Genomic DNA, 20,861 nt, shown 5'->3' with positions numbered 1-20,861 from the left:
CCAACGTCCCAAGCAACTTTGTCGCAAGGGATGGAATTTGGCTTAAACCAAGTGTCGTTTGAGGCTATAATTCGCTTTGAGTTCGATTTGGTTCACCCCCACCCCACGCCCCCCCTATCTTAGAAGGATAAAGTTGATGCCCACCCATTGTCAGACTTCGCGCCGCCAGTTTCTACAGGCGATGGCAGCCAGCACGGCGGCTAGCTGTGTTTATTCATCTTCCGAGAGCGTTTTTGCTGAGACATCGCCCAACGAGCGCCCCGTGTTTGCAACGATCGGGCTTCGCAATCAAGGCAGGCTGATCACAGGCAAGACTTTCAAATTTGCAGACTTCGCAGCCTTTGCGGATGTCGATTCGAAGGTGCTCGCTGAAAATGTTGAGGTAGCTCAGAAACGACAGGGCAAGAAGCCTGACGCCTACAAAGACTACCGAAAGGTTTTGGATCGCAAAGAGATCGATGCGGTCATGATCGCGACCCCCGATCATTGGCATACCAAGGTCGCGGTGGAAGCAATGTATGCGGGAAAAGACGTCTACTGCGAGAAGCCTTTGACCCTAACGATCGATGAAGGCAAGTTGATCGAAAAGGTGGTGAAGGAAACAGGAAGAGTCTTCCAAGTTGGTACGATGCAGCGAACCGAGAACCGCCAGCGGTTTTTACAAGCCATCGCAATGGTTCGAGCTGGACGAATCGGTACCGTCAAACGAGTGACATGCGGCATCGACAGTTTTGCTGCGTCTCCAGTCATCCCAGCGATCACGCCTCCCCAAGAACTCGATTGGGATTTCTGGCTCGGCCCAGCACCCAAGGTGCCCTATCGCGCATTACCTGAAATGCGGAAAGGCTATGGCGGCGGCGTGCCGCTCTATAGCAACTGCCATTATGCGTTCCGAAATTGGCATGAGTACTCAGGTGGAAAGCTGACCGACTGGGGCGCACACCACGTTGATATCGCCTGCTGGGCACTTGGTATCGGCGATAGCGGTCCGAGCAAAATTCGCCCCGTGAAGTACAAGTTGCCCGTTGAGTACAAGGATGGTTATCCGCTGGTTGACGATCAATACAACATCGCGACGGACTACGAGATTCATGCCGACATGCCGGACGGTGTTGAGTTGGTGATCCAAAGCGAGGGGGACAATGGTATTCTCTTCGAGGGCACCGAGGGTCGGTTCTTTGTCAATCGCGGCAGGATTGTTGGCAAGCCCATCGAAGATCTTGCGGACAATCCGCTGCCCGACGGAGCCATTGAAGAGGTCTACGGCGGCAAGGTTAGCGAGAATCACTCTGCCAATTTCATTGAAGCGATGAAAACGCGAGAGCAGCCGATTTCGGATGTTTGGTCGCACAATCGAATGTTGGAGATTTGTCACTTGTCGAATATCTCGATGCGATTAGGCCGCGAGCTCAATTGGGATCCCGCCAAACGAGAGATCGTCGGCGACGCCGAAGCCAACGCCTTTCTCTCACGCGAAAATCGCAAGGGCTTCGAGATCAACATGTAAAGCAGGCCTTCGTCCCGCGTAGGACCGCATCCATTAGCCCCATACGCATCAACTTAAGCCGAACGCCCTTGATTCCCCTCCCGGCGAAGAGGTCGTGCCGCTTTTAAACGATTGTTTTACAAGCGTTTACGCTTGGTGTACCTCCCCCGACGCCGCCGGGGGAGAGGTCGAGGGACGCCCTCAAGGCGTTCGCGAGGGAGGGGCCGGTGCGGCACTTGCACGAAGCAGATCGCGTAAGCCCCCCTCCCGAACGAGGCTTACGCCCGTTCAACCTCCCCCAAGCTTCGCTTGAGGGAGGTTGTATATTGTTAGCCCGGATTATTCATTAGCCGTTTTGGCGATAGCGGGCTGTCGATTTAATCGGTTTGACTCGACTTATTGTTTAACGCCAAGCCGTAGGCGACCGCTTACGGAAAAGCTGACGCCTTCGGCTAAGCGTTAAACGATTAAATCAGCAGGCCGATAGCCACGGCTGCGTGATTTGTCGTGTGAACCGTGGCTAACGGCCTGTCGATTTAATCGGTTTGACTCGACTTATTGTTTAACGCCAAGCCATAGGCGACCGCTTATGGAAAAGCTGGCGCCTTCGGCTAAGCGTTAAACGATTAAATCGACAGCCCGATAGCCACGGCTGCGTGATTTGTCGTGTGAACCGTGGCTAACGGCCTGCTGATTTAATCGGTTTGACTCGACTGATTGTTTAACGCCAAGCCATAGGCGACCGCTTATGGAAAAGCTGGCGCCTTCGGCTAAGCGTTAAACGATTAAATCGACAGCCCGATAGCCACGGCTGCGTGATTTGTCGTGTGAACCGTGGCTAACGGCCTGTCGATTTAATCGGTTTGACTCGACTTATTGTTTAACGCCAAGCCATAGGCGACCGCTTATGGGAAAGCTGACGCCTTCGGCTAAGCGTTAAACGATTAAATCGACAGGCCGCTAACGGCAAAACGGCTAATACGCAGACTGTTTTTCGAGCAATGAACGTAAACGCTTTAAGGCGTAGACGTTAGCAAAACAATTTGCAAGCCCATGAATCATCCGGGTTAGCGAGCTTTCCGGGGAGAGCCTTTCAGATTGAAAACCTGTCCTACGGGTTTGGACTTCTTCTTGCGAAAATCGGGGCGACATTGCGTCGCTCGCTGCCTACGTTACGCTACTTCTTCTTGCGAAGATCGGGACGGCGGCGTTTGTTTGGGCGTTCAATCTTCGGTTCAGGCTTGTTGATCTGCTCACGAATCCGATCGGCAAACGACAACTTCTTTTTCTCCGTTGGCGTGGCCGTGCCATCGACGACGTCCAAATCAAAATGTTTCTTGGCGGGCAACGTCTTCTTCACCAACACTCGCTCGCAAATCCCCCACAAACTGCTGGTGATAAAGTACAAGCACAATCCAGCTGGGACGCGAAAGAAGAACAGTCCCATCATCAACGTCATGATGTTCATCATCTTTTGCGTCATAGCCGTTTGCTCATCCGTCGCAGGCGGCATGAACAACTTTTGTTGAAGCAAGAATAAACCGACCACGATCACCGGCAGGATGTTGAAATAGGGACCAAGCCAACCCGTGCCTCGACCACTGAGGTATTCCCACATCCAATCACCCCAGTAGGCCAGCATGTCGGGGCCAGCCAAGTTGGACGCCCAATTGGTAAACGACGAAAACGTCTTTTGACGAAGTTCGATATCGACCGACAAAGCTCGATACAAACCGATAAAAATCGGCAATTGAAAAAACATCGGCAAGCAGCCAGCCAGGGGATTGAAGCCGACGCGAGTTTGCAACTCTCGTTGGGCTTTCAAGCGGGCTTCCATGTCGTCTTTGTACTTCTCCGAGATCTTTTTCAGCTCGGGTGCTAGCTCTTGCATTCGCTGAGCATTGATGGCGGCTTTGCGACTGAGTGGGAACATCGCCGCACGCACAATCACGGTTAACAAGATAATGGCGATCGCATAATTGCCGATCAATCCGCCGAGTATGTGGAGCATGCCTGCCAAAAAGACGGCAAAGGGAGCAAACCAGCCAAAATAGATCGTATCGTCGAGACCATATTGGCCAACCACTTCGGGGTCTTTCGGCCCCGCGAACAGTCGCAATTCTTGGCGAATCGCTTGGCCAGGCTCGAGGGAGGCAATTTCGCTATTAAGATAGAACGAAACGTTGACGGCTCGTTCTTTGTGTCTTTCAATCTGATCAGGAACCGCGACCAACTCGGCGGTTGCCCGGCGATAGGAATTCAAGAACTCGTCGCCCGCCGGCGGTAAATAGGCCGCGACGAAGTACTGAGCATCCACCCCGATAAATCTCAGTGCCTGAGCGTCCTGGCCCGTGTCGGGTGCAAAGATCGATTGGTCGGCATCGGCAGGCGTTTTACGCGCTTGTTTGAGGAGACCATAGCCACTCAAAAATTGTCGGCCATCGGCGACGTTCTTGTAGACAACGTCACGAGCGGCGGCACCGCCCCAGTTAGGGCTGATTTTGTTGCTATACCACCATCCTTCCAGGGTCAATCCATTGGGACCGTTCAATCGATAGGCCAAATCTTGAGTCTTTTCGCCACGGTTGCGGACTTCCAAATCCATGTCGATCACGTAGCTGGCCTTGGGTAGTCGATACGAGCGAACCAGTTCGATCGCTTCGCCGCCCGCTTTGGCCAATTCTTCGGCAGTCAGATTCAACTCAAAGGTGATCTGGTCCGATACCTCATCGCTGTTCTCCTCGTCAATCGGGTGATCGTCAGTCGGGCGATCGACAATCGACCAAACCATTTTGGCTGGATCGGCGATACCGGCGATCGAATCCTTGCCCACTTCGATCTTTTTGCGATTGATCTGGGAAAGCGTCATCAGGCATGACAATTGTGAAACGTTGCCCTTGATCTGATCGACACCCCCGTCATCCGCCAAACGGATCATGTCAAGCGGATGTTCGCTAAGCGTTGCCGTTAAAGTGGAGCGTTGGCTGCCTCGAGTGACATCGACTTCGACCGTGTCGCCAGGCTTGGTTTTGTTCAGTGCTGCGTCGATATCTTCGCGAAAGCGAATTGGTTTCCCAGCAACCGAAGTGATGACATCGCCGACTTCGATGCCCGCCAACTGGCCGGGGGTACCTGGGCCGACGACGTTCACGCGGACGCCTTCGAGATCAGCTGTCGAATCGGTCGTCGAATCGAGCAGATTGTTATTTAGAGGAGAGCCAGCGAAGTAGCCCAAGTAGCCACTACGGACATCGACGCGGCGATATTTCAAACGGTTCGAGTCTGGCTCTCGTTCGGTAAGTTCGACGCGTTCGACCCCACCACCGCGACTATTGAGCGTGACGAGCATGCGATAACCACTGGCGGGGTCCATCGACCCAAGCGTCGTCCACTGGGCGGTTTCGGTTCGCTCCACACTTTTAGTCGGAGCCGTTTCCTTCGCAGCGTCGGACGTGGCCGCAACCTCCGGATCTTCGCTCTCGACGCCGATTTCAGCTGAGGGCTCGACTTCCGCGTCGGCGACTTGCGCATCGTCACCGACCTCCGCGACCGCGTTCGGCTTTGGCTGAGGTTGCTCGGGCAAAAGCATCGACCGCAGCGTGAAATAGACGAAAAAGAACGCCGTCGATGTGATGATGAAAGTAAGAAGACGCCGTTCCACAGTGATTCCAGCAAATAGAGGGAGAAAGCGAGGTCATGGTTTCGAGTTTAAAACGCGTGATTTAAACGCGTGTTCAAAGCTCAGGGCCCAAACAAAAGGCAATTCGGGCGTGTCATTGTGACAACGATCACGCTTCTCGGGAAGGGGAAAAGGAATTTGCCGTTACTCATTCCCTTTTCCGGTGCTATTTCTTACAACATGAAGGCTGAAGTCTGCTCGGTTTTCCACTGCTTTCCTCGTTCCGGTTTTGATCCATGCGCCGTATTGGCACGCTCGACAACGAAAATTTGGCTCGCCGCTTCGGCGATTTCTTGGTAACCCAATCGATCGACGCCACCGTCGAAAAAGCTGCAGGGGCCGGCCAAGGCGAGGTCTCAGAATCATTGGGGTGGGAGATCTGGATCCGAGAGGAAAAGGATGTCGATCAGGCTCGCGAGGCGATTCGAGAATTCGAATTGAACCCGAATGATCAACGCTACCAAGTCAGCGAAGAGGCTCAAACGCTGCGGAACCAGCGAGTGGCCCAAGAGCATCGTCGACAACAGGAGATGAAAAAGCTGCAGCGTTCGATGCCCAAATCGCGTTCGGGTGGCTCCAACATGCAAACCTTGGGCGTTCCAGGGAAACAGGAAAAGATCCCGGTCGTGATCGCCGTGATTGTCCTTTCCGCACTTGCTAGCTTTGGAACGGACTTCGGAAGGCCTCGCAATACGGCCATGGTCAGCGGTTTTTGGACCGAGGCGGAACTGTATTTGGGGATGTCCTTCGTGGACCAAACGGATCCCGATTACATCGAATCGGGCAATACCGAATCGAGCCGAGATTCGTTTGCTTCGATTCGCAAAGGGCAAGTATGGCGATTGGTGACGCCGATGTTCTTGCATGGTGATACGATGCATCTGCTTTTTAATATGATTTGGATCTTCGTCCTCGGCTCAGCGATCGAGCGTTTGCAAGGCTCCGTATTTCTGGCGGTGCTACTGATCGTGACACAAATCGCCGGGATGATGCTGCAAGTGATGCTGCCGGGGGTCGAATCGCTGCCGCCGTTCTTGAGCGCTTTAGCAGGGAGTCCGTTTGCGATTGGAGCCTCAGGAGCGGTGTATGGGTTGTTTGGTTATCTCTGGATTCGCCCAACGCTGGATCCCGGTTACCCGATCCATATGGCTCCGATGAACGTGCTACTGATGTTGGGGTGGTTGGTTTTCTGTATGACAGGGATGTTCGGCAACATTGCCAACGGTGCTCACTTGGGCGGCTTGCTTGCCGGTATTGCGGTTGCCTATTTCGTCTCACCACGTCGACTGTAAAGATAAGACGATCGTAATGGTCGGGCCGCCAACCGAAACGAATCTCTTTTTTGCTCCTCGATGCTTCCGATGAACTCAAACAGATTACCTATGGAGGGGTATCGCCAAACTGTTTTTTCAAGGAATAGAAACCATGCCAATCGCCTATGAAGAGGCTGATTGCGGCATTCTGCCAACAATCAACCCAAAACGCGGATTTCGTTTTTTAAGCCGTCGATTTAAGGTCGGTTCTTGGTCGCTCGCAGCTCTTTTGGCGATCTCCAGCCAAAACGCCGTGCTCGGCCAAGCACCGTGTAATTGCGGTCCCGGTTCTCAATACCCCGGATCATCACAGTATCAAAGTGGCCCGTATCAAGGGTCCGTTCAATACGGTGGTGGCCAATACGGTGGTGGCCAATACGGTGTGAGCAATCAAGCAGCGAGTCAGTATTACTCGCAGCCTGGTTATGGCCAATCAGGTCAGTACTACGGTCAAGGCCCAGCCCCGAACCAGAACTACATGCAAGCACCTGGCCAAGCACCTGGTCAGGTCCGTGCGACTGGGCCGATGCAAGCTCCACAAGTTGCACAACCAAACGCTAGAGCTTCAACCCAGGGACGGTCAGCCGCTGGCGTCCAATCATCCTCCTCGGATAACGGTTCGGATAACACCGCCGCAGCGAACCAATCCCAGTGGTCAGGCTCTGCGAACGGTGCGGTCAGCGAAGGCTACGTCGGCCCGCTGCCGAGCGGGGGAAATTGGCAAGGACCTTCATCTTGGTCAGCAAACCAAGGGGTTGTCGAAAGCCAGGTCGTCGATGGCGGTGCTGTTTACAGAGGCCCGATGATGGGTGGCCAGGCATATGGCGGCACAATCAACGAAGGCATTATCAATGGCGGACCGGTCTACGCGGGTCCGATAGGTGGTGGATACCTAGGTGGCTCCGCTTACGGCGGTGGTGGTTATGGGCAAGCCGTTGCCTGTGCCCCCGTAGCGTGCGCACCGGCTCCACAGCCGCTTGGGCTCTATGGAGGTTTTGACTTCCTGTTCATTCGACCTCACTTTGACAATAACGTCGCCATCGTGATCGACCCGCCTTCGGGCAATACACTGCAAACGTACGATTATGACTACGAGTTCAGCCCGCGTGCCTACCTTGGGTGGCAGGACCAGTGCAGTGGCTTTGGATTCCGATTCGGTTTCTGGAACTTCGACGCGGACGCTGGCCCCTACTCGGCAACTTCAAACGCTTTTTTCGAGCCCGTCTTCGTGAGCGTCCAAGGAGCATCAGGCAACTTGTTCCGAGCGGCGACGGCGGAATTCGATGCGGGTGGCGGCAGTCAGACGTTGACGGCTCAGCATGAATTGGAGTTGCAGGTCTATGACTTCGAGATGACGCAGGCCTTCAATGCCAGAGGATGGAACTTCCTCGGCGGCGTCGGTATTCGATTCGCCGATATCGACCAGCTTATGTACGCTAAAGCGACCCGCGATGGCGATGGCTTAACCATGGCAGAGGTTTCGAATGACTTAAGCGTCGAAGGTGTCGGCCCGACGGCATCGATGCAAGTCTTCCGCCCGCTTGGCAATTCTCGCTTCTCCGCCTTCGGTGGACTGCGTGGTTCGCTATTGCTCGCTGATACGAACCAGTCGATCTACAACGGTTATTATGGCAACTGGGATAACGATGCGGGTCCCGATGGTATTCCAGGCAATGGTGACGACGTCGTAACTCCCGATACCTACGGAACGCTCACCGATCGCGCGGATCAAAGAGAAGTGATCACGAACTTCGAACTTCAACTCGGTGTTCAATATCAACTGCCGATCACTTCCCGTTGCGATTTGGTTCTGCGATCGGCTTACGAAACGCAGACTTGGTTCGATGTCGGCGGTCCCGTCGATTCGCACAGCACGCTTAGCTTTGACGGCATCTCGTTCATGGCTGGTTTGATGTTCTAGGCTTAACGCCTCGCAACCCTATGCAATTGCCCGGCGCGGCAAATACACGGCTTGGTGAGCTTTCGAAATTCAATCGAAAGAGCGCCAAGCCGTGTTTTTTTGCGCTATCACGAATGAATGGAACACTTTTCGCGAATCGCCACCAATCCTAGGCCGGATGATTCATGGGCTTGGAAATTGTTTTGCTAACGTCTACGCCTTCAAGCGTTTACGTTCATTGCTCGAAAAACAGTCTGCGTATTAGCCGTTTTGGCGTTAGTGGGCTGTCGATTTAATCGTTTAACGCTTAGCCGAAGGCGTCAGCTTTTCCATAAGCGGTCGCCTATGGCTTGGCGTTAAATAATAAGTCGAGTCAAACCGATTAAATCGACAGCCCGTTAGCCACGGTTCACACGACAAATCACGCAGCCGTGGCTATCGGCCTGCTGATTTAATCGTTTAACGCTTAGCCGAAGGCGTCAGCTTTTTCATAAGCGGTCGCCTATGGCTTGGCGTTAAACAATAAGTCGAGTCAAACCGATTAAATCAGCAGGCCGCTATCCCCAAAACGGCTAATGAATCATCCGGGCTAGCAAAAATCGTACTCGTAACTCATTGAAAGGGTACGCGTCCTCGGACGACGAGCACGAGTACGAGTACGAGTACGAGTGCCGCCGAGATACGAGTGCCGCCGAGATACGAGTACCGCCGAGATACGAGTGCCGCCGAGAGCTGAGCAGGAGTACGAAAATGCAGTCTTTTCGGACGTTTCCCTGCAATCGCCGGCGGTGTTTACCGAGAAGTGTCGAAAAACATACGGTTAAACATCTTCAACGCCGAGCGGAACCGGGACAGTCATTCTCTGCCTTCCAATCCAATCGGCAGCCCCAAGATGGCTATGAACCTAAATGGGCTCAAGGGCTTCTGCATAGCCGCCAAAGATCCGCATTGCCATTCGTAGAATCAGAAAGACCAGTACCACGATGACAGACAACCAAATCAGTCCTGTTGCGATTGCCGATATCGTACTGACGGCCGACTTGGCTTTCTCGTCATATTCCGCTGCCAATCGGTCGATCGATTCCGCATCGGTTCCCGAAATCTCGGAAATTTCAACCTGCGTCAAAAATTCCTCGGGGAACAAATTGGTCGCTTTCAGGCCGCCCGACAACGTTGCTCCACCGAGTATCGCATCTCTCGCCAAATCCGACCCGCCTCGGTAGTAATCGCTATCGGTGCTGTCGAGAGCCAAGTCGATGGAGCGAATCGGATCCAAACCCGCGTCGAGGGCCAGCGACAAGGTCCAACAAAATCGCGATAGCGTGATCGTTTGTAAGGCGGGACCAACCACGGGAATCAAGTAGAGAATCGGGATGATATTTTGAACGCCCCCCAGATTTCGAAAGAAGGCCCAAATCATGCCGCCAATGATCACAAAAAAAATGCCAACGTATGCCCACAATTGGAGGACGCCCGACGTACCACGCAATCCAAACCCGAGCGTATCGAACATTTCGCCACCGGTCGGAGGGGTGAGCACACCGAGTAGCCAAATCAGCAGCGAGATCGCCATCAGTCCGCCAAACGCTTGCAGTCCCGGCCACGCCAGCGACGTTAAGAATTTTCGCTTTAACATCAACCGATGTTGATATAGATTTGCCAAGGCCAAGAGCGATCGTTCGAGTCGTCCGGTCGCTTCGCCAACGCGAGTCATTGCGATCAACAAGGGGGGAAAGAACGGATGCTCAGCTTTCATCGATTTGCTGAGCAGTTGCCCATCCTTGGCACCGTCCCGCAACGCCAGCATGGCGCTGCGTTGGCGTGGCGACCCGTAGCCCGCCTCACTCTTGAGTAACACCAACAAATCCGCGCCTGCTTTGATTCCCGTGCCAAAGCGGTAACAGAACCCCTGAGCAGCCGATAGCTTCATTCGACGAGAAAACACTTAAGTACAAGCCTTGTATTGCGATTTAGTCGCGAATGCGACGACAGGTAATAGCCCCAGACGCCCGACCGGAGAATCGGAACAAGCGACGCGTGGGATTCGCGAGTGACGTCGATTGTATTAATGCGGCTTTTACCTCCACCTGAGTCAACATTTTAACCACCTCCACTGAGCGAAGTTTGGGGGGAGCGAAGTTTGGGGGGAGGTCAAACGCGGCGCCCGAGCCGCCGTTCGGGAGGGGGGCCTGCACGACACGGTTCACGAAAGCACGCTGCGGGCCCCCTCCCTGGGCCCCCTCTCTCGCGAACGCCTTAAGGGCGTCGCTCGACCTCCCCCAAACTTCGTTTGAGGGAAGTGGTTTCGCTCAGTAACACAATCGGCGTTCCACGCGTCTAGTGTAGGCGAAATGACGGGGTTATGCAGCTTGACGGATCTTTTTTTCTGCATTGTGTTTTTCTGGAGACAATGCAATCGCTTGGCGGTATTCCGCGAGTGCTTCTTCCAATTGGCGAAGCTGCTCAGCGGCGGTTTGAGATAAGTCAACAAAAATTATCTTTTGTTTGCCAATCATGCACCACGTCGGCTGCTCGCCGTCGAGGTACTCACTCCGCAATTGAAAACCAATTTTCTTGACTTCGGAAGAAAGTCGTCGAAGTCGTTCGACCACATTCGCTTCCATTTTCTCGGAAGTGTGATTCTTGAGAGTGCGAATCGATCGTGTGGGCACAAGATCTCTCCGATTCAGGGTTAAAGAAACTATTCAATTGTCACATTTTGCCAAGCTTGGTGTTACAGGTTCACTCAATCGACCGTCTGGCAAACTATGCGGGAGCGATTATCCAGGGTGTAGCAGATGAAACGAATTCGACGATAGATCAAGTAGTCCTTGGCGACTTTGTTCTTCACGCCTTCAATTGTCCTTTCAACGAAAAACCTATGTCACCGCAATCAGCTCCATCGCCCCACGATCCTGTCCAAGCCGATGCCCAAGCCGAAATTCAGTACTTACGTGCTGAACTTCGAAAAATGCAGTCGTTGGCCACTTTAGGGGAGCTGATGGGGACCGCCACTCACGAGTTCAACAATGTCTTGATGACGATTTTGAACTACGCCAAATTGGGAATTCGCAACCGAGATGATGCCAGCCGTGATAAGGCGCTCGACAAAATTCTGTCGGCAACCGAGCGAGCGGCAAAAATCACAGGCACCATTCTGGCTCAAGCTCGCAATCGTAGTGAATCGCTTGAGCCCACCGATCTCCGATCGATCATCACGGATTCGCTGGTTCTCTTAGAACGCGAACTACGTAAGTATCGAATCACGGTGGAAACCGACTTTGCCAATCAAACCCCCGCCGCGATCGCCAGCGGGAATCAAATTCAACGGGTGGTTCTGAACCTCTTGATCAATTCGCGACAAGCGATGCCTGAGGGTGGAACGATTCTTATCAAGCTGAGCGAATCGAAGGACAAGGAATGGGTCGAGCTAAGTGTTCGCGACAGCGGCGCGGGGATCCCGAAAGACAAATTGCCACACATTTTCGACGCGTTCTACACGACCAAAAGTGGACCGGATGATTCAGGCAAAGGCGGCACGGGATTGGGATTGGCTGCGTGCAAAGAGATCATCGATGCTCACCACGGCCGCATTCGAGTGGAGAGCACCGTCGGACGAGGAACCGCATTCGTTATTCGCCTGCCGATCGCCAAAGAGCAACAAGCCGCCGCGTAGGACGCGCGTTGTTGCGTTGTTTCACCGCCGGGGCAACCTCGAATGGACCGTGGGATCGCTTCTGCCGGGCTTGCCCCAAAGGGCGTGGATTGAAGAAAAACGGGGTGAATTTCAGAGGGGTGTTTTCCCTGCTTCCGCCCGGCTTGTCCGGGCGGAGCAACAGGTGGCAGCTACCATGACTGCAAAACCCCACACTCGCCCCACCCCCACAAATCGCCTCCGGCGATTCGTGGAGGTGGGGCGAATTTCTTTCGGCCGTGCGGTTTGTAGCCGCCACTTGTTTCCTCCACCGAGACAAGCTCGACGGAAGGATCTTTCACGTTTCAGAATTCCTTCAGTCCACGCCATCCGGGCTTGTCCCGGGTTCAAAGCAACAACGGATAGCTGCCATGAATGGCCTCCGCCACTTTATTGCGGTGACGCCGCGTGGACAGAAGGCTCGACTCCCAACGCCTGTAGCTTCGGCTCGATTGCCTTCGCCCATCGTGCGTAACCCTCTTTACTAAGATGCAAGTAGTCGGGCATCACTTCGTCGCTGATCGTTCCGTCGGCTTCGAGGAAAATGGAGCCGATGTCCATATAGTGGATGTGTTTGCCATCGGCATAGCGTTTTATTTCGTTGTTAATTTCATTGTTATTCTTTCGCAAAACGTCCGACGGATTTTTTCCTCGCGGGAAAATGCCGAGCAGAAGTACTTTGGTATCAGGTCGGCTCTCTCTCAATAGATCGAGGATTCGCTTGACACCTGCGGCAACCTCGGTCGGGTCCTGCTGCAAATGTCCCGTGTTATTGGTTCCAATCATAACGACAGCAACTTTGGGTTGCATCTTGCCAAGATTGCCGTGCTGTAAACGCCAAATCACATGTTCCGTTCGGTCGCCGCTAATCCCCAAGTTGATCGCATGGCGATCCGCATAGAATTCTTTCCAGATGGCGTCGCCGGCTCCTTCCCAACCTTGCGTGATCGAATCGCCGATGAATGCCAAATCGAAGTTGCCCTTTCGAGCCTTTTGGGTGATCGCAGCATCACGTGCACGCCAATGGGGCACATCCAACCGCGACGCAGGGATCGCGGCCGTATTTACTTGATACAACTGATGAATTTTGTGGTACTGCCTCTTCAGACCAGAAAAAGTTTCAGAGTAGGCAAGGTCTTGATGAACGCTCTTGAGTTCCTTTGGATCCTTCTTCAGATCAAATAAGTTCCATTCCCGATTTCGGGGAAAGAACATCAACTTATAACGCTCGGTACGAATTCCATCATGAATCGGAACATTGTGCGAGGCACCGTTTTCATAATAGGCATAGTAGATCGCATCACGCCAATCGTCGGTCGCCTTCCCTTTATTTTTCAGAATCGGAACCAAGCTACGCCCTTGAATCTCTTCCGGCACCGGCGCACCGGCGACCTCCAAGAACGTTGGTGCATAATCAATATTTTGTATCATTGCCGTCGACTCGATGCCTGGCTCGACGACACCTGGCCAACGAATGAGGAACGGCATTTTGAGTGATTCTTCGAACATCCAACGTTTGTCGTACCAGCCGTGTTCGCCAAGATAGAATCCTTGATCGGAGCTATAGATGACGATCGTATCATCTGCTAACTTCGATTCATCCAAATAGTCAAGCACACTACCAACGCTATCGTCAACGGCTTGAATGCATCGCAAATAGTCTTTGATGTATCGCTGGTACTTCCATCGCAAGACATCTTTGTCGCTCAATTCGCCAGCCTTCATTCGCTCAATGAATGCTTGGTTTTCCGGTTCGTAGGCGGCATCCCACTGAGCTTTTTGTTCGCTGTTCATTCGCCGGTACTCACCGTTTGCGAGCCCAGATGCAAAATACTTGGGGAATGGATTCTCCCCTTTTTGTTTTGCATCCCAACCCCAAAAGAAATGGTCTTTCAGTGTCATTTCGTTTTGTTTTAGCAGCTCGCTCCGCCCAGAATAGTCATCGAACAGTGTGTCGGGTTCGGGAATGTCGACACCTTTGTACAACGAGAAGTATCGCGATGGGGGTGACCAATTACGATGCGGTGCTTTGTGCTGACACATTAACACAAACGGCTTGTCGGGATCCCGCTGCTCCTTTAGCCACTGCAATGCCCGATCGGTGATGATGTCAGTTACATAACCGGGGTAAGCCTTGCGAGTTCGATCCATTTGGATGAAATCTGGATTGTAGTAGCTGCCTTGGCCAGGCAAAATTTCCCAATGGTCAAAACCGACCGGGTCTGTAGTGAGATGCCATTTTCCAATGATCGCGGTTTGGTAACCAACCTGTTGTAACAGTTTCGGAAACGTCGTTTGCGAACCATCGAAGCGGTCGCTGTTGCGAAGAAATCCGTTGAGATAACTGTGTTTGCCTGTCAAAATGCACGCTCGCGAAGGCCCGCAAATCGAGTTCGCACAAAACGAGTGACGGAATACCGCTCCTTCCTTCGCGATTCGATCCAAGTTCGGCGTCTGGTTGATCTTCGATCCATACGCACCGATCGCTTGGGGTGCATGGTCATCGGAAAAGATGAACAAGATGTTCGGCTGCTTGGCAACCGCGTCGGCGCCACCGCTGCAGAGACAAACAAGCAGAATGCCGATAGAGAAAATGGATGATTTCATGAGATGATCCTGAAGGGGGGGCGGAGGCTGGGTCAAGTCGTTTTCTTTGTAAACGATGCCGACCCAGGATCTGTTGGCTATTTTATCACATTTGCGACGAGGAGCTACGCAGTGTAACGACTTGTCGGGTAAAATAAAATTGTCCAATACGCGCTCCATTCGTAATCCCCTCGATTGTCGCTCCACCCGCGAAGTGTCATTCGGAAATCTTTATTTCTCCGACAAGGGATCACGTAGTGCTTGCTTCGCAAGAAGATGGCATTGACGACAGATCGGATCGAGCCTGCACCAGTTCCACGCTCGGATGTCAACGATGCCGACTCAAAGTCGATCGCAATTACTTATCGCCGTTTTAGCGGTGATGGCGATTATCGTTCATTTGGTTCTTCGCTTTTCAAGTATTCCATCACAACATTGGGTCGATGCACCACTCTATGCGGCATTGGTTCTTGGCGGCATCCCGCTAGTGGTCGATCTGCTGAACAAGCTGGCTCGTGGCGAGTTTGGCTCCGACTTGCTGGCGGGAATTTCCATCGTTACAGCGGCGTTTCTTGGCGAGTACTTAGCTGGCACGTTGGTGGTGCTAATGCTTTCCGGTGGCGAAGCACTCGAAGGCTTTGCTGTCCAAAGCGCCTCGTCGGTACTACAAGCTTTGTCGAAACGGATGCCGTCGGTTGCTCATCGAAAGACCGATTCCCACGTGGAAGATGTCCTCTTGGATGAACTGCAAATTGGGGACGTTGTGGTCGTCTTCCCGCATGAAGTCTGTCCAATCGACGGAACGGTTGTCGATGGTCATGGGGTGATGGATGAATCGTACCTGACGGGCGAACCTTATCGGATGTCCAAGACACCGGGTGCCGCCGTGATTTCGGGATCGGTCAATGGTGAATCCGCGTTGACGATCAAGGCGGAGAAATTGGCGATCGATTCGCGTTACGCTCAAATCATGGGCGTGATGCAGTCGTCACAGCAGCAGCGTCCGCGCATCCGTCGCCTTGGTGACCAGCTCGGTGCCTTTTACACACCCATTGCGGTTGGCATTGCTGCCGCTGCTTGGATGTTTAGTGGTGATCCGGTTCGTTTCTTGGCGGTACTTGTCGTCGCCACCCCGTGCCCTTTATTGATCGCGATTCCAGTAGCGATTATCGGATCGATTTCGTTGGCGGCCAAACGTGCCATTGTGATTCGCGATCCGTCGGTTTTGGAGAAACTTGATAAGTGCCGTACGGTGATCTTTGACAAGACAGGAACGCTGACTTATGGTCAACCCAAGTTGACCCAAATCTCGGTCGCAAAGGGACAGGATGAAAATCATGTGTTGCTGCTGGTTGCAAGTGTCGAACGCTACTCCAAGCATCCGCTTAGTGAGGCGATCGTTCGTGCCGGCAAGGAGCAAAAAGTCGCGACGCTAGAGACATCCGAAATCAGTGAGCGACCGGGGCAAGGCTTGAGAGGCATCGTCGCGGGCAAATCGATACGAATCACGAACCGTAAATCGCTACTCGCCGAACTTCCGTCCGCCGCTGACCAATTACCTCCTCCGAGCGAGGGACTCGAGTGCGTTGTTTTGATCGACGGCGAATATGCAGCGACGTACGGTTTCCGAGACGCACCCCGGAGGGAAGGTGCGTCCTTCGTCCGGCATCTGGGTCCCCGCCATCGAGTGAATCGCGTTATGTTACTTTCCGGGGACCGCGAATCGGAAGTCCGCTACCTGGCCGATCAAGTTGGCGTTAGCGAGATCTATGCCGAGAAAAGCCCCGAAGAAAAGGTGGAGATTGTGCGTCGAGAGACCGCAGCAGCGGATACGCTGTTCGTCGGTGATGGAATCAATGACGCGCCCGCGTTAATGGTTGCGACCGTCGGCATCGCATTCGGGCAAAACAGCGACGTGACGACCGAAGCCGCCGGTGCGGTCGTACTCGATTCCTCGTTACAAAAAGTCGATGAGCTAATGCACATCAGCCGGCGGATGCGGGCGATCGCATTACAAAGCGCCGTGGGAGGGATGGCGATCAGTGTGATTGCAATGTTCATCGCTGCCGCAGGCTACCTGCCGCCAGTCGCCGGTGCGATCACGCAAGAGGTGATCGATGTGTTCGCCGTCGTCAACGCATTACGAGTCGCGCTACCGCCAAAGTCATTGTCGGATTACGAAGAGTTGGAGTCCAGGCTTTAGCCGATTTACGAGACGCATAAATCGCCTAAAGGCTGCACTCCAACAAAGACGGCTTATCATACAAAGACCATCAAACGCTCTCGGCCATGTCTCGCGCATGGTAGCTACTGCGGACGAAGGGGCCCGAGGCCACTTTCTTGAAACCCATGCTGCGGGCGATCTCACCAATTTCTTCAAACTCTTCGGGTGAGATGTAGCGGACGACTGGCAAGTACTTGTCGCCTGGTTGTAAATATTGACCCAATGTTAAAAAGTCGACGTCGTATTCGCGGAGGTCTGCTAACGCTTCGAGCAATTCGCCGCGCTCTTCGCCCAACCCCAGCATCAAGCCGCTCTTGGTCGCGACGCTTGGGTTGTAACGCTTGACTTGCCGCATCATTTCGAGCGTCCAGCGATAATCGCTTTTGGGGCCCCGTACTCGCCTGTACAAGCGAGGCACCGTTTCCATGTTGTGATTGAAAACGTTGGGTACAGCGTCGATCACGCGTTTGAGTGATGGTTTGCATTGGACAAAATCGGGCGTCAAAACCTCGACCGTCGCTCCCGTCTTTTCGCGGACGGCCACAATGCACTCGTAAAAATGCTCGGCACCACCATCGGGCAAATCGTCTCGTGTCACACTGGTGATCACGACATGCTTGAGTCCCAAACGGGCTGCCGCTTCGGCCACCCGGGCTGGTTCGTCGGTTTCGGGCAATTGTGGCTTGCCTCGATGGACCGCACAAAATCCACAGGGGCGGGTGCACGTGTTCCCCAGAACCATGAAAGTCGCCGTTTGCTGGCTATAGCATTCCATGCGGTTCGGGCATTTCGCGTTCTCGCAAACCGTCTCTAGTTTTAGCTCACGCAGCAAACCCGAGGTTTCGTGATTGGAATTGCTGCGGGGAACAGGCCGTCGAAGCCAGCGTGGTAACCGGCCTGATGCACTGACATCGGCACCAGCGGGCATTTCGGGCTCAGAAACAACAGGTAATCGGAAAGCCATAATATAAGGTGAGTTGGGCAAACGGAGGAAGCAAATTGAAAACGTCGGCTCTATTGTAATGAACCTGTGTAGCCCGTCTGCGCTAGATTGCCGATTCGCGGTACAATTGGGCGAAACGCACACTAGGCTTTGCCCGAAAAGGGGGCTAACCCTCTCCAAACAGGCTAAAAACGGTTGAAAACGACTGTCCCCCAAAGGATCAGACCCCTTTTCAGACAAAGCTTAAAACAATCGCTGTTGGCGTGAGAAAGAACAAACGAGAAAGATGGCAAAGAACAAAAAGACCAAAAAGGGGGCAAGCGGCAAGAAAAGTACGCAGTCCGGCTTGATCAATGTCTCGGAAAATCGAAAAGCACGCCACCGCTACGAGATCATCGATTCCGTTGAGTGTGGAATGATGCTGATCGGTAGCGAGGTGAAATCGATGCGGGAAGGCAAATTGTCGCTTGATGAAGCCTATATCCGGGTCATTAAGAACGAATTATGGCTGATCGGAGCCGACATTGCCCATTACAACAACGCTGGAATGTGGAACCACGATCCCCGACGCCCGCGGAAATTGCTCGTTCATGCTCGCGAATATGACAAGTTCGCTGGCGGAGCACTCCAGCGTGGGTTGACGCTGATTCCGCTGCGGGTTTACTTCAACGAACGCGGGATTGCCAAATGTGTGATGGGACTGGCAAAGGGCAAAAAGATCTATGACAAACGACAAACGCTGAAAAAACGCGATACCGAACGTGGTTTACGCCAAGCGATGAGGCGTGCGTAACATGAGCGTTTCGGAAACGAGTGCTTCAGACCCCCAAAGCGAAACCAGATTCCACCTTCGATATCTGGTTGGGATCTTTCTCGTTGCGGTCACCTTTCGTTGGATCGCCCAGCCACCCTTGTCGGTTTGGCCGCTCTGTTTTGTTGCCCTGGTACCGCTCTTGATCCTCGTCGAACTTCGACCACGGTATTCGCGTCGGGATTACCTCGGGTTCTGGGGCGCCGCAACGATCTTTTGGCTTGTCTCTTTGCAAGGTATCCGTCATGCCAACCCGCTGATGTACGGCGGATGGTTTGTGTTGTCAGCATACTTGGCGGTCTACATGCCACTGTTCATCGCTTTGACACGCACACTCCGTCGCCGCAGGCTGCCTCTCCTCGCCGCCGCGCCACTGGTTTGGGTCGGTCTCGAAACGATTCGTAACTACTTTGCTACAGGAATCTCCGCTGCAATGCTTGGTCACTCCGTGGCCGATGTTCCCGTGATGATCCAAATCGCCGATCTGTTCGGTACCTATGGAGTCAGCTTTGTCATTGCCACCGTCAATGTCGCCCTCTTCGTAATTGCTTCGATCGTCCGCCCGGTAAGGTTCGCGAAATGGTTTGGCGACACGCCAGGACGCGGGCACGTCGTGATCGCTTCGGCGATTGGGGGCGGTTTGTTGGTGGCTACGATTGCTTATGGTCAGTTCCGATTGTCCCAACCATCGACCGAACGGCTAGCGACGTTTGCATTGATCCAGCGATCGGAGCCTGTCGAGTACCAACAAGATTCGGCCCGGGAACAAGAGATCTTCCAACAATACGCTCGCGATTCAATCACAGCCTTTGAACGAACGAACGAGCCGATCGATGTCGTCGTTTGGCCAGAATCGATGTTCACCGGCGGGTATCCTTGGATGATTGCCGAACCCGATGCATCCATTCCAGGACCTTTCGAAGGCTCCGCATCTGAATTCAAACTGGCCATCGACAGCTTTCGCGATTACTTTCTTTCTCGCAACGCCGACGTTCAAAATGTGCTCGAATCGGTCAATGGTAACCATGGCAAACCGCATTTGATCGTCGGCTGCGGCGTGATTCGCTACCACGAAAAAACAAGTATACACAGCGGAATCGTGCATGTTGGCACGAAGGGAAACATCCAAGATTGGTATGCGAAGAATCACTTGGTGATGTTTGGCGAATACATACCAATCGTTCGTTCGGTCCCCTGGATTCGCGACGGGGTCCCCGATGGCTTGATGGTCACTGCGGGGGAGGGACCGGTGCCGATGCAAGTGGGCAATACCGTCGTGCTTCCGTCGATTTGTATCGAAACGGCCGTTGAACGAATCACAATCAACCAAATGCGACAACTGGATGACGACGGAAAAACAGCGGACGTCGTCGTGACCGTGACCAACGATGGATGGTTCGATGATTCGAGCGTGATCGACCACCACCGCCGCTGTGCACAATTGATCGCTGTCGGAGTTCGACGACCTATATTGTCAGCAGCCAATAACGGACCGACGGCGTGGATCGATCATTGCGGTCGCGTAGTCGATTCGTTAGCCACTGGATCAAATGGGGCGATCATCGCAGCGCCGATGAGAGAAAATCGCGTGAGCCTTTACGTCAAGATCGGCGATTGGCCTGCCAAGATTTTAGCACTATTCTGCATCATCGTGATGATCGACCGAAGACGTCAAGCGTACGTCTAGCCACAGAGATCACAGAGATCACAGAGATCACAGAGATCACAGAGGGCACAGAGAACAATGACAAGTGACGAATTGACAAAAAAAGATCATTGGAGCAGCGATCGAAGTGCATCGCATTTTGGAACCTGGACTTTTGGAATCAATCTACGAGGAAGCTCTACGAGGATGCATTGTGTCTTGAGTTGCAGTTGCGCGGTATTGCCTGCGAACGTCAAAAGGAAGTTGATGTGGTCTACAAGGGCCATGTCGTGAAAGGACAAAAGCTCGTATTCTTGTCGAGGGAGAAGTCGTCGTAGAACGAAAGGCTGTTACCAAACTTCCCGACGTCACCACAGCACAAACTCTCTCCTATCTAAAATCAACTGGCTTAAAACGTGGTTTGCTCATTAATTTCCGTCAATCCAAACGGATTGACGGAATCAGACGCCTTTCTCTGTGACCTCCGTGATCTCTGTGGCTAAACTACCGGGTGCGATCGGCGAGAGACATTTACCACCTTAAGCCTTCTGCATATGGTACGATGATCGAGAGGCTCTGG

At 53.3% G+C, this 20,861-nt stretch carries 14 protein-coding genes and 1 pseudogene; 9 read left to right on the top strand and 6 right to left on the bottom strand.

The features are described 5' to 3' along the window. The first annotated feature begins 136 nt into the window (after positions 1–136). Complete coding sequence (locus Q31b_RS22820) at positions 137–1,507, top strand: Gfo/Idh/MocA family protein (protein ID WP_231617776.1); 1,371 nt, start codon at positions 137–139, stop codon at positions 1,505–1,507. Positions 1,508–2,663: 1,156 nt separating this feature from the next. On the opposite strand, the gene Q31b_RS22815 is transcribed toward Q31b_RS22820, so the two are convergent. Next, positions 2,664–5,147, bottom strand: coding sequence for a YidC/Oxa1 family insertase periplasmic-domain containing protein (locus Q31b_RS22815; protein WP_146601977.1), 2,484 nt, complete (start codon positions 5,145–5,147; stop codon positions 2,664–2,666). Between the two features lie 254 nt (positions 5,148–5,401). Here Q31b_RS22815 and Q31b_RS22810 point away from each other — a divergent pair, with 254 nt between their 5' ends. Next, entirely contained in the window at positions 5,402–6,457 is a 1,056-nt protein-coding gene (locus Q31b_RS22810) for a rhomboid family intramembrane serine protease (protein WP_146601976.1), read from the top strand. A gap of 133 nt (positions 6,458–6,590) precedes the next feature. Next, the gene (locus Q31b_RS22805) at positions 6,591–8,399 is read left to right on the top strand and encodes a hypothetical protein (RefSeq protein WP_146601975.1); all 1,809 of its coding nucleotides are present in this window, start codon (positions 6,591–6,593) and stop codon (positions 8,397–8,399) included. An 883-nt stretch (positions 8,400–9,282) separates the two neighbouring features. Here the strand turns inward: Q31b_RS22805 and Q31b_RS22800 are convergent. Continuing rightward, positions 9,283–10,308: a type II secretion system F family protein gene (locus Q31b_RS22800; protein WP_146601974.1), complete on the bottom strand. Its 1,026-nt coding sequence runs from the start codon at positions 10,306–10,308 to the stop codon at positions 9,283–9,285. A 430-nt stretch (positions 10,309–10,738) separates the two neighbouring features. Continuing rightward, positions 10,739–11,050, bottom strand: coding sequence for a hypothetical protein (locus tag Q31b_RS22795; RefSeq protein WP_146601973.1), 312 nt, complete (start codon positions 11,048–11,050; stop codon positions 10,739–10,741). A 209-nt stretch (positions 11,051–11,259) separates the two neighbouring features. On the opposite strand from Q31b_RS22795, the gene Q31b_RS22790 reads away from it, so the two are divergent. Then, positions 11,260–12,054: a sensor histidine kinase gene (locus tag Q31b_RS22790; protein ID WP_146601972.1), complete on the top strand. Its 795-nt coding sequence runs from the start codon at positions 11,260–11,262 to the stop codon at positions 12,052–12,054. Positions 12,055–12,224: 170 nt separating this feature from the next. Here Q31b_RS22790 and Q31b_RS28595 read toward each other — a convergent pair whose 3' ends face one another. Together Q31b_RS28595 and Q31b_RS22785 are read right to left on the bottom strand one after the other, a co-directional pair. Continuing rightward, positions 12,225–12,374 carry a hypothetical protein gene (locus Q31b_RS28595; RefSeq protein WP_197172118.1) on the bottom strand — a complete coding sequence of 50 codons (150 nt, stop codon included), beginning with the start codon at positions 12,372–12,374 and terminating at the stop codon, positions 12,225–12,227. Positions 12,375–12,462: 88 nt separating this feature from the next. Continuing rightward, positions 12,463–14,679: a sulfatase/phosphatase domain-containing protein gene (locus Q31b_RS22785; protein WP_146601971.1), complete on the bottom strand. Its 2,217-nt coding sequence runs from the start codon at positions 14,677–14,679 to the stop codon at positions 12,463–12,465. 313 nt (positions 14,680–14,992) lie between these two features. Here Q31b_RS22785 and Q31b_RS22780 point away from each other — a divergent pair, with 313 nt between their 5' ends. Further along, on the top strand, positions 14,993–16,861 hold the full coding sequence (locus Q31b_RS22780; protein WP_146601970.1) for a heavy metal translocating P-type ATPase: 1,869 nt from the start codon (positions 14,993–14,995) through the stop codon (positions 16,859–16,861). Positions 16,862–16,931: 70 nt separating this feature from the next. On the opposite strand, the gene lipA is transcribed toward Q31b_RS22780, so the two are convergent. Then, a complete protein-coding gene (gene lipA, locus Q31b_RS22775; protein ID WP_146601969.1) occupies positions 16,932–17,846 on the bottom strand; it encodes a lipoyl synthase in 915 nt (304 codons plus the stop codon). 265 nt (positions 17,847–18,111) lie between these two features. On the opposite strand from lipA, the gene smpB reads away from it, so the two are divergent. The 4 genes and pseudogenes from smpB (at position 18,112) to Q31b_RS28590 (ending at position 20,762) form a co-directional block, all read left to right on the top strand. Continuing rightward, a complete protein-coding gene (gene smpB, locus Q31b_RS22770; RefSeq protein ID WP_146601968.1) occupies positions 18,112–18,618 on the top strand; it encodes an SsrA-binding protein SmpB in 507 nt (168 codons plus the stop codon). A gap of 1 nt (position 18,619) precedes the next feature. Next, on the top strand, positions 18,620–20,323 hold the full coding sequence (gene lnt / locus Q31b_RS22765; protein WP_146601967.1) for an apolipoprotein N-acyltransferase: 1,704 nt from the start codon (positions 18,620–18,622) through the stop codon (positions 20,321–20,323). Positions 20,324–20,429: 106 nt separating this feature from the next. Further along, complete coding sequence (locus Q31b_RS29150; RefSeq protein WP_231617800.1) at positions 20,430–20,504, top strand: hypothetical protein; 75 nt, start codon at positions 20,430–20,432, stop codon at positions 20,502–20,504. A 46-nt stretch (positions 20,505–20,550) separates the two neighbouring features. Beyond that, positions 20,551–20,762: pseudogene (locus tag Q31b_RS28590) on the top strand (GxxExxY protein). Positions 20,763–20,861: the final 99 nt, after the last annotated feature.

It is taken from the genome of Novipirellula aureliae, assembly GCF_007860185.1.
GTDB classification, from domain to species: Bacteria; Planctomycetota; Planctomycetia; order Pirellulales; family Pirellulaceae; genus Novipirellula_A; species Novipirellula_A aureliae.
Note: the sequence above shows the minus strand (reverse complement) of the source record. Positions and strands in the feature narration are given on the sequence as shown.

Excerpts from the sequence above, each read along its gene's own strand:
- Q31b_RS22820 (WP_231617776.1), top strand. The coding sequence starts at position 137 with ATGCCCACCCATTGTCAGACTTCGCGCCGCCAGTTTCTACAGGCGATG.
- Q31b_RS22810 (WP_146601976.1), top strand. The coding sequence starts at position 5,402 with ATGCGCCGTATTGGCACGCTCGACAACGAAAATTTGGCTCGCCGCTTC.
- Q31b_RS22805 (WP_146601975.1), top strand. The coding sequence starts at position 6,591 with ATGCCAATCGCCTATGAAGAGGCTGATTGCGGCATTCTGCCAACAATC.
- Q31b_RS22800 (WP_146601974.1), bottom strand. The coding sequence starts at position 10,308 with ATGAAGCTATCGGCTGCTCAGGGGTTCTGTTACCGCTTTGGCACGGGA.
- Q31b_RS22790 (WP_146601972.1), top strand. The coding sequence starts at position 11,260 with ATGTCACCGCAATCAGCTCCATCGCCCCACGATCCTGTCCAAGCCGAT.
- Q31b_RS22785 (WP_146601971.1), bottom strand. The coding sequence starts at position 14,679 with ATGAAATCATCCATTTTCTCTATCGGCATTCTGCTTGTTTGTCTCTGC.
- Q31b_RS22780 (WP_146601970.1), top strand. The coding sequence starts at position 14,993 with ATGCCGACTCAAAGTCGATCGCAATTACTTATCGCCGTTTTAGCGGTG.
- lipA (WP_146601969.1), bottom strand. The coding sequence starts at position 17,846 with ATGGCTTTCCGATTACCTGTTGTTTCTGAGCCCGAAATGCCCGCTGGT.
- smpB (WP_146601968.1), top strand. The coding sequence starts at position 18,112 with ATGGCAAAGAACAAAAAGACCAAAAAGGGGGCAAGCGGCAAGAAAAGT.
- lnt (WP_146601967.1), top strand. The coding sequence starts at position 18,620 with ATGAGCGTTTCGGAAACGAGTGCTTCAGACCCCCAAAGCGAAACCAGA.